At 72.0% G+C, this 13,150-nt stretch carries 12 protein-coding genes; 4 read left to right on the top strand and 8 right to left on the bottom strand.

Annotation, left to right across the window (positions count from 1 at the left end; all coding sequences use genetic code 11):
* Window positions 1-4 precede the first annotated feature (4 nt).
* Entirely contained in the window at window positions 5-532 is a 528-nt protein-coding gene (locus tag K4G22_RS05455) for a hypothetical protein (protein ID WP_228078534.1), read from the bottom strand.
* On the bottom strand, window positions 519-1,298 hold the full coding sequence (locus K4G22_RS05450) for an alpha/beta hydrolase (protein WP_228078533.1): 780 nt from the start codon (window positions 1,296-1,298) through the stop codon (window positions 519-521). Before K4G22_RS05450 ends, K4G22_RS05455 begins: the two co-directional genes overlap by 14 nt.
* 155 nt (window positions 1,299-1,453) lie before the next feature.
* Between K4G22_RS05450 and K4G22_RS05445 the strand changes: the two genes are divergently transcribed.
* The gene (locus K4G22_RS05445; protein WP_228078532.1) at window positions 1,454-2,143 is read left to right on the top strand and encodes a lysophospholipid acyltransferase family protein; all 690 of its coding nucleotides are present in this window, start codon (window positions 1,454-1,456) and stop codon (window positions 2,141-2,143) included.
* A gap of 46 nt (window positions 2,144-2,189) precedes the next feature.
* Here the strand turns inward: K4G22_RS05445 and K4G22_RS05440 are convergent, their stop codons facing one another.
* On the bottom strand, window positions 2,190-4,148 hold the full coding sequence (locus K4G22_RS05440; protein WP_425336608.1) for an anthranilate synthase family protein: 1,959 nt from the start codon (window positions 4,146-4,148) through the stop codon (window positions 2,190-2,192).
* A 299-nt stretch (window positions 4,149-4,447) separates the two neighbouring features.
* Between K4G22_RS05440 and K4G22_RS05435 the strand changes: the two genes are divergently transcribed.
* On the top strand, window positions 4,448-5,791 hold the full coding sequence (locus K4G22_RS05435; RefSeq protein ID WP_228078531.1) for a class II 3-deoxy-7-phosphoheptulonate synthase: 1,344 nt from the start codon (window positions 4,448-4,450) through the stop codon (window positions 5,789-5,791).
* Between the two features lie 176 nt (window positions 5,792-5,967).
* On the top strand, window positions 5,968-6,228 hold the full coding sequence (locus tag K4G22_RS05430; RefSeq protein WP_228078530.1) for a (2Fe-2S)-binding protein: 261 nt from the start codon (window positions 5,968-5,970) through the stop codon (window positions 6,226-6,228).
* A gap of 28 nt (window positions 6,229-6,256) precedes the next feature.
* Here K4G22_RS05430 and bfr read toward each other — a convergent pair whose 3' ends face one another.
* Window positions 6,257-6,739, bottom strand: coding sequence for a bacterioferritin (bfr, locus tag K4G22_RS05425; RefSeq protein WP_228083956.1), 483 nt, complete (start codon window positions 6,737-6,739; stop codon window positions 6,257-6,259).
* A 183-nt stretch (window positions 6,740-6,922) separates the two neighbouring features.
* On the opposite strand from bfr, the gene K4G22_RS05420 reads away from it, so the two are divergent.
* Window positions 6,923-7,537 carry a sulfite oxidase-like oxidoreductase gene (locus tag K4G22_RS05420; RefSeq protein ID WP_228078529.1) on the top strand — a complete coding sequence of 205 codons (615 nt, stop codon included), beginning with the start codon at window positions 6,923-6,925 and terminating at the stop codon, window positions 7,535-7,537.
* Between the two features lie 62 nt (window positions 7,538-7,599).
* On the opposite strand, the gene K4G22_RS05415 is transcribed toward K4G22_RS05420, so the two are convergent.
* The 4 genes from K4G22_RS05415 to K4G22_RS05400 all read right to left on the bottom strand — a co-directional run bounded on the left by K4G22_RS05415 (window position 7,600) and on the right by K4G22_RS05400 (window position 13,134).
* On the bottom strand, window positions 7,600-8,493 hold the full coding sequence (locus tag K4G22_RS05415; RefSeq protein ID WP_228078528.1) for a deoxyribonuclease IV: 894 nt from the start codon (window positions 8,491-8,493) through the stop codon (window positions 7,600-7,602).
* Window positions 8,494-8,563: 70 nt separating this feature from the next.
* Window positions 8,564-9,445 carry a transglycosylase SLT domain-containing protein gene (locus K4G22_RS05410; protein ID WP_228078527.1) on the bottom strand — a complete coding sequence of 294 codons (882 nt, stop codon included), beginning with the start codon at window positions 9,443-9,445 and terminating at the stop codon, window positions 8,564-8,566.
* Between the two features lie 287 nt (window positions 9,446-9,732).
* Complete coding sequence (gene pknB, locus K4G22_RS05405) at window positions 9,733-11,664, bottom strand: Stk1 family PASTA domain-containing Ser/Thr kinase (protein WP_228078526.1); 1,932 nt, start codon at window positions 11,662-11,664, stop codon at window positions 9,733-9,735.
* Window positions 11,665-11,847: 183 nt separating this feature from the next.
* Entirely contained in the window at window positions 11,848-13,134 is a 1,287-nt protein-coding gene (locus K4G22_RS05400) for a DUF4190 domain-containing protein (protein ID WP_228078525.1), read from the bottom strand.
* Window positions 13,135-13,150: the final 16 nt, after the last annotated feature.

Raw genomic sequence — 13,150 nt, 5'->3', positions numbered from 1 at the left:
CGCGTCAGACCACCGCGCCGTTGCCCGGGTCCTGCCAGTCGTCCTCGCCGTCGCGCAGCCGGGAGACCAGGGTGGCGAAGCCGCCGAGGAATCCGCCCACGCCCAGCGTGACGACCCACCAGGACATCCGCTGCTGGAGCAGCACCGTGACGATCAGCAGCAGGGGCCCGCCGAGCACCGCCATCCAGGCCACCTTGGTGGTCAGGTCGGTCTCCGGCAGCGGCGGCGGGTCCGGCGGCTCGAAGTGGCCCTCGTCCTCCTCCTCGGCCACCCAGTCGCGCGGGCCGAGATCGCGCGGCCCCGCCTCCTCCTGCGGCCCCGCCGCGCGCGGCGTGAGATCGGGCGGAAGGTCGTTCAGCACCTCTTCGGGCAGCCGGTCCGACCGCTCGATCGGCTCGACGTCCTCCGCGCGTGGCCAGACGCCCGGCGGGTCAGCGGGCTCCTCGCCGTAGCCGGCGACGATCTCCGCCCAGGCGGCTTCCTCGTCGATCGGATCGCGGCCGTCACCGCGCTCCTGGTCACGTTCCGTCACGGGCAGTCTTCCTTGTCACGAGGCGAGTGATGAAGGCGTCCGTCTCCTGCAAGATACGCTCCGCGTCGTGGTCCAGGGTGGCCACGTGGAAACTGTCCGTCAGCACCACCTCCCGCACATCGACGGAGGAGACCGAGGACAGCAGCAGCGCCGAGTCCGACGGCGGCACCACGTGGTCCACCGCGCTGTGCGTCAGGAGCAGCGGCTGGGTCACTTGCGCGAGTTCGGCGCGCACCAGGGAGAACAGCTCGCGCAGCGAGTACGCGGCGTGCGAAGGCACCCGGTCGTAGCCCACCTCGCGCACCCCCGGCCTGGCGATATCGCCCACCAGACCCGGCGTGCTGGGCACGAGATGCCGCAACACCCCCAGGGCCGCGCCCTTGACGGCGGGAAAGGTGAGCGCCGGGTTAACCAACGCCAGGGCGTGGACATTCCCCGGCTGGCGCGCGGCCAGCCGCAGCGCCAGGGTGCCGCCCATCGAGAGGCCGCAGACCACCACGCGCCCGCAGATCTCGTTCAGCCTGAGCAGCTCCCGGTGCACCACCGTGTACCAGTCCTGCCAGCCGGTGTGCCGCATGTCCTGCCAGCGCGTTCCGTGACCTGGCAGCAGCGGCAGCGAGACGGCGAAGCCCTGGGCGGCGAGATGCTCGGCCCAGGGCCGCAGCGACTGCGGGCTGCCGGTGAAGCCGTGGCAGAGCAGCACTCCCACCTGGGCCCCTTCGTCGGGGATGTGGTGGTAAGGCTCGGCGCCGGGCAGAAGGCGCATCGGCGACGGCTCCCTTCGACTGGGTACCCGTCAGGGGTACAAGCGGGTCTTGCCAGCCTACGTGGGCCGTTCCGGGGCGCGCCACGGATGGGAAAGCCCAGTAGGGTCAGCACCGATCACACGGGAGGTACGTCTTGTTGTACGGAGCGATGAAGATGTCCGTGGGGGCGGGGCTGAAGGCGGCCTTCCGACCCTGGGTGGAGGGCAAGGAGCACGTGCCCGCCGACGGGCCCGCGATTCTGGCCAGCAACCACCTCTCGTTCTCCGACTCCTTCTTCCTGCCGGCGGTGCTCGACCGCCGGGTCACCTTCATCGCCAAGGCGGAGTACTTCAACGCTCCCGGGGTCAAGGGGAAGTTGACGGCGGCCTTCTTCAAGGGCGTGGGGCAGCTGCCGGTGGACCGCTCCGGGGCGCGCGGCGCGGGGGAGGCGGCGATCAGCAGCGCGATAGCCGTGTTGGAGCGCGGCGAGCTGTTCGGCATCTACCCGGAGGGCACCCGCTCGCCCGACGGCCGCCTCTACCGGGGCAAGCCCGGCGGTCTCGCCCGGGTGGCGCTGGCCACGGGGGCGCCCGTGCTGCCGGTCGCCATGATCGACACGGAGAAGATCCAGCCGCCGGGGAAGGTGGTCCCCAAGCTGATGCGGCCCGGCATCCGGATCGGCGCCCCACTGGACTTCAGCCGCTACCAGGGCATGGAGGGCGACCGCTTCATCCTGCGCTCGCTCACCGACGAGGTGATGTACGCGATCATGAGGCTCTCCGGCCAGGAGTACGTGGACGTCTACGCCACCGTCGCCAAACGGGAGTTGGCCGAAGCCGCCAAGGGCGGCGCCCAGGAGCGCTGAGCCCCGCCGGCGACCGTCGCGCCGACGGGGCTCGTCGCGTTCCGCCTCAGGCCACCGGTCTTGGGTTGGCCGTGGCGCTCAGCAGCTCCGCGACGATCTCGGGGCCCCGCAGGGTCAGCACCGACTCCGGGTGGAACTGCACGCCGGCGAAGCCGGGGCCGCGCAGCGCGTGCACCTCGCCGCTGGCCTCGTCCACGCTCAGCCGCACCCCGCGCGCGGCCAGCCGCTCGGCCGCCGCCGCGTCACAGCGGGCGGTGTAGGAGTTGTAGAAGCCGACCACCCGCTCGGTGCCGAAGAGATCGATCCGCTCCTGGGCGCCCTGGTAGGGCACCCGCTTGCGCACCACGGGCAGCCCCAGCTCGGCGGCGATCAGCTCATGGCCGAGGCAGACCCCGACCAGACCGTGCCGGTGCCGCGCCAGCAGGTCGGCGGTGAGCGTGCGCAGCGTCCGCATCCTCGGGTCGTCCGCGTCCCCCGGATCCCCGGGCCCCGGGCCCAGCACCACCCGGCCCCGATGCGCCAGCGCGCGCTCCCGCACGCCTGGCTCGTCATAGCGGATCAGGGCCACGTCCGCGCCGGTCGAGCGCAGCAGATGGGCCAGCATCGAGGTGAACGTGTCCTCGCCGTCCACCACCAACACCCGCGTCCGCACGGCTGGTTGACGGGCGGCGGGCACCGCATCCCGCAGCCGGAGCCAGAACGGGGAGAGCTGCGCCCTGCGGCCGGCGAGGGCCGCGAGCACCGCCGGGTGCCCGGCCAACCCGGGGCGCTCGCCGGTGGTGCGCGCCGGCGCGGGCGCCGCGTCGATCTCCTCCCGGGCGGCGCCCAGCGCGGCCAGCACCCCGGCGGCCTTGGCATGGGTCTCGGCGACCTCGCCCTCGGGGTCGGAGCCACGCACCAGCGTGGCGCCCACCGGCACCCGCAGCCGGCCGCTGGCCGCGTCGATGTCGGCGGTGCGGATCAGGATGGGGGAGTCCAGGGTCTGCGCGCCGCCCGCGTCCCGGCCCAGCAGCGCGAGGGCCCCCGCGTAGTAGCCGCGCCCGCCCGTCTCGTGCCGCGCGATCACCCGGCAGGCGTTCTCCACCGGGCTGCCGGTGACGGTGGGCGCGAACATCGTCTCCCGCAGCACCTCGTGCACATCCCGGGAGCTGCGACCGCGCAACTCGTACTCGGTGTGCGCCAGATGGGCCATCTCCCGCAGCCTGGGCCCGACCACCGTGCCGCCCTGGTCGCTCACCGCGCACATCATCTTGAGCTCCTCGTCCACCACCATGGACAGCTCCTCGATCTCCTTGCGGTCGCCGAGGAACGTCAGCAGCCCGGCCAGGGAAGGCCCTGCGGCGGGATAGCGGTAGGTGCCGCTGATCGGGTTCATCACCACCGTGCCGCCCGTCATCCGGACATGCGCCTCCGGGCTGGCCCCCACCAGCACCCGGTCCCCCGTGTGCACCAGGAAGGTCCAGTAGGCGCCGCGTTCGGCGGTCAGCAGCCGGCGGAAGAGCGCCAGCGCGTCGCCCCGGTCGAAGCCGTCGAGCACTCCGGTGAAGGTCCGCCTGATCACGAAGTTGGCGCCCTGACCCGAGCCGATCTCCTCGGCCAGCACCGCGCGCACGCTCTCGCCGTACTCCTCGTCCGAGACGTCGAAGGCGCCGCCGCGCACCGCCACCCGGTGCGTCGGGAGCGCGGCCAGCGCCTCGGCCAGCGGCAGCTCGCGCACCCGCTCGGGGAGCAGCACCGTCAACGGGGTGCCGTCGTCGGTCACCTCGAACCCGCGCTCGGCCAGCTGGCGGAAGGGCAGCAGCGCCAGCGCCGCCGGGCCCCTGGCATCCGGCGGCAGCGGGATCTCGTCGATCCGGTCGACGGTCGTCACCGGTCCGGTGAGCACCTCGACACAGTCGGCGTCACGCCCGGGGGTGCGGCGCCTGAGCAGGGCGAACGGGCCGTCGCCTGCGTCGAGTCCGGCCAGCGGTGCGGACGCGTCGGGGGCATCCTGCGAACGGTTCACGATGGGCCTCTTCCGTGGTGGGAGGAGGCGAAGACCCTCTTCGGGAGGGCCGGGCGCGCGCTGCCACGAACGCCGAAGGCCGCCCCTCGGGCGGCCTTCGCGTCGGTTGCTGGGAACGCGCGGTCAGTGGGCCGCCGGAGTAGCGGTCCACCACCAGGTGGTGATCAGTCGCGCGTTCATGCCCCGCACTGTAAGGCACTCACGCCGGCGCGCGCCAGCTTCCGGGCGCCCCCTGTGGCTCCCGTCTCACAGGGCGAGCGGATGGAAATTCCCCCGACCCCACCCCGTAATCTGGAGGAGTGACCGTGAACGCTGACAGCAGCTCCATCGACTCCTGGCGAGACCTGCCCGCAGCACAGCAGCCGGAGTATCCGGACCCGGCTGCCCTGCGCGCCGTGACCCAGGAGCTGGCGGGCTATCCGCCGTTGGTCTTCGCCGGCGAGTGCGACCAGCTGAGGGCGCGGATAGCCGAGGTCGCCCAGGGCCGTGCGTTCGTCCTCCAGGGCGGGGACTGCGCGGAGGCGTTCGACCAGGTGGGCGCTGACCAGATCCGGGCCAAGCTCAAGACGCTGCTCCAGATGAGCGCCGTGCTCACCTACGCGGCGGCGGTGCCCGTGGTCAAGATCGGCCGCATCGCGGGCCAGTACTCCAAGCCCAGGTCCAAGCCGACCGAGACCAGGGACGGCGTCACCCTCCCCACCTACCGGGGCGACTCGGTGAACGGGGCCGAGTTCACCGAGGAGGCCCGCGTCCCCGATCCGCGCCGGCTGCTGCGGATGTACAACAGCTCGGCGGCCACGCTCAACCTGGTGCGCGGCTTCACCACCGGCGGCTACGCGGGGCTGCACCAGGTGCACTCGTGGAACCAGGACTTCGTCCGCAGCAGCGCGGCCGGGCAGCGCTACGAGGCGCTGGCCAGGGAGATCGACAACGCGCTGAACTTCATGAAGGCGTGCGGCGCCGAGCCGGCGGAGTTCCAGTCTGTGGAGTTCTACGCCTCGCACGAGGCGTTGCTCCTCGACTACGAGGCGGCGCTGACCAGGACGGACTCCCGCAGCGGCCGGCAGTACGACGTCTCGGGCCACATGGTGTGGATCGGCGAGCGCACCCGACAGCTGGACGGCGCGCATCTGGAGTTCGCCTCCAGGATCGAGAACCCGATCGGCGTCAAGCTCGGGCCGACGACCACCCCGGAGGAGGCGCTCACGCTGATCGAGCGCCTCGACCCGGACCGCCGTCCCGGCCGGCTCACCTTCATCACCCGGATGGGCGCCGACAAGGTCCGCGACCGGCTGCCGACGCTGGTCGAGAAGGTGACCGCGTCGGGCGCCCAGGTGGCGTGGGTCTGCGACCCCATGCACGGCAACACCTTCGAGGCGGCCTCCGGGCACAAGACCCGCAGGTTCGACGACGTGCTGGACGAGGTCAAGGGCTTCTTCGAGGTCCACAAGGCGCTGGGCACCCACCCCGGCGGCATCCATGTGGAGCTGACCGGCGACGACGTCACCGAGTGCGTGGGCGGCGGCGACGAGATCTTCGTCGACGATCTGCACCAGCGGTACGAGACGGCCTGCGACCCCCGCCTCAACCGCAGCCAGTCGTTGGACCTCGCCTTCCTGGTGGCGGAGATGTACCGCTCCTGACGGGGCCGGCCGGCGCGTGAAACCGCCCCGGGACGTGGTGCTGACCACATCCCGGGGCGCTTCTCTCCCCGACGGAGGGGATAGTAAGGTTAGGTTTACCTCACTGATCCTGTTCGTGTCATGTTGTCGCAGGTCCGTCGCTGTCCGCCCGGCCGGCATCCTCCAGGGAGTAACGCGTGTACGTCTGCTCGTGCTTCGGCGTCACCGAGGAACAGGTGCGGAGCCACGCGGCGGCCGGTGCCTGTACGCCCAGGCGGCTGGCGGCCGAGTGCCGGGCCGGCACGGACTGCGGCTCCTGTGTCCGCCGCATCCAGGGGCTGCTGAGCCGGAGCCGCCCGCCGGCGGAGGCCGTCGCCGCCGCGCCGGCCGCGCCTCCCGTCCCGCCCCGGGCGCCGGCCGTCCGTCCCGCGCTGGTGCCGGCGGGGCTGACGCTCTGATCCCGCCGACGGTCGGGGCGCGAGCGGCTCAGGCCTCGCTGGGCTGTTCGATCTGCTGAGCCAGATAGAGCGCCTCGCCCAGCTTCTCCAGCAACTCCAACTGGGTGTCCAGATAGTCGATGTGGTGCTCCTCGTCCTTGAGGATCGCCTCGAAGATCTTGGCCGAGGTGATGTCCCCCTTGGCCCGCATGACCTCCACTCCGCGCCGGAGCCGGTCGATCGCCTCCACCTCGATCTGCCGGTCGGCCTGGAACATCTCGGTGACGGACTGGCCCACCCGAACGTGGAAGAGGCGCTGGTAGTTGGGGAGCCCCTCCAGGAAGATGATGCGGTCGGTGAGCACCTCGGCGTGGCGCATCTCGTCGAAGGACTCGGCCCTCGTGTACGCGGCGAGCTTGGTCCAGCCGTAGTTCTCCTGGAGCTTGGCGTGCAGGAAGTACTGGTTGATCGCCGTGAGTTCGGCGGTGAGCTGCTCGTTCAGAAACTCGATGACCTCGGGATCGCCCTGCATGCTGGACATACTCCTTCCAGGGGCCGCAGCCTGGTTTCGCGACGTTCTGTCGCCGCATCGTGGCACTGGTACGGCAGTTCGTCCAGTAAGCGAAGGCTTACCGAATTGACCGGTAATTGACCTGATTCCCGTCGCCGGGGGTGGCGGTGCGAGCCGGCCGACGAGGTCTGTCACCATGGAGGCATGAGTCAGCCGGAGAACCGCGGGGACCGGCTTCCGCCGGGGCAGCGGCTGCAACGAGGCTGGCCGGTGACGCATTACGGCCCGGTGCCCAGGTTCCGCCCGGAGCGCTGGGAGTTCCGGGTCTTCGGCGCCACCGCCGACGGGGACAAGCACTGCTGGGACCACGAGGAGTTCTCCGCGCTGCCCTATCGCACGGTCGTCGCCGATCTGCACTGTGTCACCAAGTTCAGCATGATGGACGTCGAGTGGGGCGGGGTGCCGGCGGGGGAGATCCTGCGGCTGGCGCCGCCCGCCGACGGCGTGACCCATGTGATGGTCTGGGCCGAGTACGGCTACAGCGCGAACGTCCGGATGGCCGACTTCGCCGCCGACACCACGCTCTTCGCCACCCACAGGGACGGCGAGCTGCTCACCGCCGAACACGGCTTCCCGGTGCGGCTCGTGGTGCCGGCGCTGTATGCCTGGAAGGGCCCCAAGTGGGTGCGCGGCGTGGAGTACATGACCGCCGACCGCCGGGGCTTCTGGGAGGAGCGCGGCTACCACAACGTGGGCGACCCCTGGCGGGAGCAGCGCTACTCCTATCAGGAGACCCCCGGCGACGGCCCCGAGCCCTAACCGCCCTGCGGGCGCTCGCCGCGTTGGCGGACCCCCAGGAAACGTGGGCTCCGCCTCGCGCGTCAGGCCGGTTGGCCGCGTTCCGGCGGCCAGCCGCCCTCGCGCAGGCCGATCAGCCGGGCGATGTCGGCGGTGTGGCCCGCCGGGCCGCCCGGGGTCTCGATCACCAGCGGCACACCGGCCGTGCTCGGATGGCCGAGCAGCTCGGCGAAGGCCGCCGCGCCGATCGCGCCGGCGCCGATGTTCTCGTGGCGGTCCAGGCGGCTGCCGACGCCGGCCTTGGAGTCGTTGGCGTGGATCAGCCCCAGCCGCCCGGGACCGGCGACCCGCGCCAACTCGTCCAGCAGCGCCGTGGCCCCGCCCGGCGCGGCCAGATCGTGGCCGGCGGCGAACGCGTGGCAGGTGTCCAGGCAGATCCCCACCCGGGGGTGGTGGTCGACGGCGGCCAGATAGGGGCCCAGGTCCGCGGCGAGGGAGCAGAGCGAGAAGCCCTGCCCGGCCGTCGGCTCCAACAGCAGCCGGGGGCCGGCGTCGGGGAGTTCGTCGAGCAGCGGCAGCAGCAGGCGGCGTATCTGGGCCAGGGCCGTCTCCCGGGATCTGCCGCCGGTGGCCGATCCGGTGTGCACCACCACGCCCCCGGCGCCGATCGCCCCGGCCCGGCGCAGGGAGTGCCGCAACGAGACCACCGAACGCTCGGCCGTGGCCTCGTTGTGCGAGCCGAGATTGATCAGATACGGCGCGTGGACGTAGGCCGGCAGCCCGTCGGCGGCGCAGGCGGCGGCGAACCGCTCGTCCTGCGCCGGGTCGCCCGGCGGGGTGGCCCAGCCGCGCGGGTTGGCGACGAACACCTGGAGCGCCTCGGCCCCGACGGACCGGGCATAGCGCACCCCGACGGCGGCCAGGCCCCCCGCCACGGGGACATGACCGCCGATCGGATTGCGAACTCGACCCGCCACTGACGGTGTCTCGGCTGCTCGCCGTGCCTCTCGCTGCACGGGCCAAGCCTGCCAGAGAGCTGTCAGAGGCTCAGTACGGCCCGTTCACATTGTCGATGGAACCGTAGCGGTCCCAGGCGTAGTTGGCGGCGGCAACGATGTTGGCGACCGGGTCGTAAAGGTCGTACGGCGTGCCCGGAACGTGATACGCGTCAAACGTCGGCTGAATCACCTGGAGCAGGCCGATGGACGGGGTTCCGTTGATCGCGTTGATATCCCAGAGATTGATCGCGTTGGGGTCGCCGCTGGACTCCCGGATGATGTTCCGGTGAAGTCCGTCATAGCTGCCGGGAATTCCGTGCGCGGCCATGATGTCCAGCGCCTCGCTGATCCAGCCGTCGAGGTTGTCCGCGTACTGCGGGGTCACGGGCTCGGGGGCCGGTTCGGGCTCGGGCTCGGGGGTCGGTGCCGGCTCGGGCTCGGGCTCGGGCGCGGGGGCCGCCGCCGGCTCGGCGGCGGGCTTGGCGTCGGCCGTCGCCTCGGGGGCCGGCTTCCTGGCCCGCTCGGCGCTGCGGCTCGCGGCCTGCTCGGCCGCTCGCTCCTCGGCTGCCTGGCGCTCTATCTCGGCCTGTTCGGCGGCCTGGACCTCGGCGAGCTGGGCACTCTGCCGGCGGAGTTCGGCCACCTCGGCCAGCGCCGACGTCGGATCGGACGCCTCGTCGGCCGAACGGGAGGGCTCGGGCGCGGTGTTGGCGGCGGCGGCCTGTCCAGGCACATCGGCCGCCTTGATATCCCAGGAGATGTCGTCGCCCTGGGGGGCGGCGGTCCCCTCGGCGGAGCCGGCGGCGACCGGCGCGACGCTGAGGGCGACGGCGGCCAGGCCCGTGGTGGCGAGCGCGGCGGTGGCGGTCCGTCGCCAGCGCGTCTTGCTGGGCGTATTGCTGGTCCCGGCGGGACCTGGGTGAGCGGGCATTCAGGGGTCCTCGTGTTCTCGCGTGTTTGTCGCGCGGATCGCGATGGCCCTTGTTAACAGCCCTTAAAAACGAAATGCAATAACCCTATGTACTAGATGGCGTAGTGTGGCGCGATCCCGAGAACCCGATTGGCGGCGTTATGGCTTGGCCCTGGAACTCGAAAAGAGCACTAACCGCTTTCGTATAGGACCTTGGTCCTGTGACGCGCGTCACGTTATCCCCCGCTGTGCGGAGGCAAAGGGTCCGGGCGTGTGAATTGGTGGATTCTGCCGCTGATTGGCGGTGTTCAGCGCACCCAGATGGTGATCGTCGAGCCGCGCGGCGCCTCGTCGTCACGGATCGACTGGTTGAACACCGTGCCGGTGAAGAAGAGCTGGTTGACGTTCACCCGGAAGCCCAGATCCTCCAGGGTCTCCTTGGCGTCGCCCTCGCTCATCCCGCGCACATCGGGCACCAGGATCATCTCCGGCCCCTTGGAGATGGTGAGTTCGACGGTGTCGCCCTCGGCCGCGCTCTCCCACGCCTCGGGGGACTGTTCGGCCACGGTGCCGGCCTCCTCCTCGGAGTGCACGCGCTCCGGGATCACCTCGACCTCGAAGCCCGCCTCCGTGAGGCGCTGGATCGCCGTGCCCTCGGCCTCGCCGACCACGCCCGGCACCGGGATCTCCTGCCCCCTGCTGACCACCAGATCGATGGCGGTGCCGGGACGGCGCTCGACGCCGGGCTCCGGGTCCGTCTCGATCACCGAGCCCTGCGGCACCTCGGCGGAGAACTGCCAGTCCTCCTCGCCGGCCGCCAACCCCACCTCGGCCAGCTGCTCCTGGGCCTCCTCCAGCGGGACCCCCCGCAGGTTGGGCACCTCGGAGATCGGCGGGCCCTGCGAGACCACCAGCGTCACCGTGGCGTTCTTGCGCACCCGCTCGCCGCGCTCCGGATCGGTGGAGATCACATGCCCGGCGTCGACGCCGTCCGAGAACTCCTCCGTCACCCGGACCCCGAGCCCGGCGTCCCGCAGCACCTGCTCGGCCTCGGCGCGCGGCAGATCGTAGACGCCCGGGGTGCGCAGGAACTGACCGGAGTTGATGTACCAGATGCCGAGCGCGCCGGCGAGCAGCAGCACACCGGCGATCACCAGCGAGAGCACGCCGCGCCGGGAGAGCCGACGCCGGCGGACGGAGGGCTCCTCGGATGGTGGCGGCGGCGCCGAGGCCGGCAGCTCGATCCGGGTGGTGCGGTTGGTCTCGCCGGCCTTGGCGGCGGCCGGCAGCGGCACCCGCGCGGTGGCGTCCTCCGGGCCCGACTCCTCGCCCTCGCGCGGGGCCGAGGGATCGTCGTACTCGTGCGTCGGCGGCAACGCGTCCAGCTGGGCGTCGGTCAGCGCGGCGCGGGCCTGCCGCGTCTGGCCCAGCATCGCCGCCGCGTCCGCCAGCCGACGCGCGGGAACGCGGGCGGTGGCCGCGGCCACCAGCAGGTCGAGTTGGACGGGCAGCTCGGGAGCCGCCTCGGACGGCGCCGGAACGTCCTTGTTCACATGGGCGAAGAGGACCTGGGCGGGCGAGTCCCCCGCATGCGGCTTGCCGCCGGTCAGCATCTCGTAGAGCAGCACCCCGCACGCGTACACATCGGTGCGGGCGTCGACCGCGCCGCTCTCGATCTGCTCGGGCGCCAGGTAGGAGACCGTGCCCAGCAGCGATCCCGTATGCGCTGAGGTCTGGGTGTCCACCGTCCTGACCAGGCCGAAGTCCGCCACCTTGACCCGGCCGTCGGCGCCGATCAGCACGTTCTCCGGCTTGATGTCCCGGTGCACCAGACCCGCGCGGTGCGCGGCGGCGAGACCGGCCAGCATCGGCTCCAGGATGTCCAGCACCGCGCGCACCGGCAGCGCGCCCCGCTCGCGCAGCACGTCGCGCAGCGTGCAGCCCGCGACATACTCCATCGCCAGGTAGACATAGGCGCCGTCGGCGCCCTGGTCCAACACCCCGACGATATTGGGGTGGTCGAGGCGTGCCACGGACTTGGCCTCGCGGATGAACCGCTCCACGAACTCGCTGTCGCCGACCAGCGAGGGATGCATCACCTTGAGGGCGAGCGTGCGGTCCAGCCGGGTGTCCACGGCGCGGTACACCGTGGCCATGCCGCCCACGGCGATCCGCTCGGCGACCTCGTACCGGCCGTCGAGCACGCGTCCGATCAGCGGGTCATGCACGGTGGTGTCCACAGCGCCCGATTTTACGACGGGGCGAGGGGGCGTCCGGCCCCCGCTGACCGGTTGGCAGCAAAACCGCAGCAGGACCGCAGCACAACCACAGCAGATCCTTAGCGGAATAGTGACGGAAATCGACACCGATCGAAAGCAAACGGTCCTGTTCGGCTGTCGGTTGGGATGTCGGGATGGCTGGGGTCAGCCCAGGGAGAGGCCGAGGGCCTGCCGGATGTTCAGCTCGACGTCGATGCCCATCGTGGCGTACCCGTCGTCGACCGCCATCCAGAAGTCGTCGCCCTCGGCCTCGGTGGCCGCGTTCCAGGAGGAGAGGCTGGACTCCCGGGCGGCCAGCAGCGACTCGATCTCGCCCCCGACCAGCGACCACTCGACGGCCGAGAGCGCGGCCATCTCCGCGTCGATCGCGTCGACCAGGCTGCCCGCCCACGCCTGTAGGGCCGACGTGTCGTCGTCCGTCAGCGGCTCGTCCAGGAAGGCCAGCTCCAGCGGCATGGTGAGTTCGAGATAGGTCAGCGCCTCCTCGTCCAGCTCCGCCGGATCCCGCCGCAGCGCCTCGTCGAGGGTGCCGCCGTCCACCCGGCCGAAGAAGCAGAGGATCTCCCGGTCGCCGATCCGCCAGCTGGTGGCCTCGGGGTGGTAGTAGTACGGCTGGGCCTCGATCGGCAGCGCCCAGGTGTCGAGCACATAGGGCTGGACCAGCGCACGGCACTCCTGGTCGGCCAGGCCGGCCAGCTCCTCGGAGCCGGGGAACGCCCCGTATCCGGTCACGTCGAACTGGCCGTACACCTCGGCCTCGTGCGGCTGGTCGCACGGGACCACCGAGACCGACTGCTCCAGCGCGCCCTCCTCCTCGTAGGCGCCGAGGCCGCCGGGCGGATCGAAGCAGTCGCCCACCCGGAGGTCGAAGACGATGGTGTCCACGCCCTCGTCCCCCGGCTCGTCGTCCCCCGGCTCGGGATCGTCGGGCGGCTCGGGCGGCTCCTCGTCGACCCGATCCTCGGACGTCTCCTGGCTCTCGGCCTTCGTGTCGTCGGAGTCGTCGAGCGCCAGCGGGACCAGCACGGCGAGCGCCACGATCTGCGCCGAGGCCAGGCAGATCGCCGTGATGGCCAGGCCCTTGCCGCGCTCGCGGCTGGTGCCGACGCGGCCCAGCGCGATGATGCCCAGCACCAGCGCCGCCGGGAACAGCAGCACCAGGGACAGCACGAACGCCGTCACCGCCAGCGTGTTCATCGGCGCCTTGGGCGGCGGGCCCCAACCGGGCGGGCCGCCGGGCGGGCCGTACCCCGGGCCGCCGGGATAGCCGCCGCCGGCCTGGCCGGGGCCGCCCGGCGGAGTGCCAGGACCCGTGGGGGGATGCGGCGAGCCGTAGCCGGCGCCCGGGTAGGGCGGTGGCGGCGGCTGCGACGCCGGGTGGCCCGGCGGACCGCCGTCCTGGTGCCCCCCCGGCTGCGACGGTGTGCTCAACTGATCCCCCAAGGTC

Origin of the sequence: Streptomyces profundus, assembly GCF_020740535.1 — a bacterium.
Taxonomy (GTDB): domain Bacteria; phylum Actinomycetota; class Actinomycetes; order Streptomycetales; family Streptomycetaceae; genus Streptomyces; species Streptomyces profundus.
The sequence above is the reverse complement of the archived record's forward strand: the minus strand, read 5'-3'. Positions and strand labels throughout refer to the sequence as shown.

Coding starts and splice junctions, on each gene's coding strand:
- K4G22_RS05420 (WP_228078529.1), top strand. CDS start 6,923: ATGAGTCAGCCGGAGAACCGCGGGGACCGGCTTCCGCCGGGGCAGCGG.
- bfr (WP_228083956.1), bottom strand. CDS start 6,739: ATGCAGGGCGATCCCGAGGTCATCGAGTTTCTGAACGAGCAGCTCACC.
- K4G22_RS05445 (WP_228078532.1), top strand. CDS start 1,454: ATGTCCGTGGGGGCGGGGCTGAAGGCGGCCTTCCGACCCTGGGTGGAG.
- K4G22_RS05410 (WP_228078527.1), bottom strand. CDS start 9,445: ATGCCCGCTCACCCAGGTCCCGCCGGGACCAGCAATACGCCCAGCAAG.
- K4G22_RS05450 (WP_228078533.1), bottom strand. CDS start 1,298: ATGCGCCTTCTGCCCGGCGCCGAGCCTTACCACCACATCCCCGACGAA.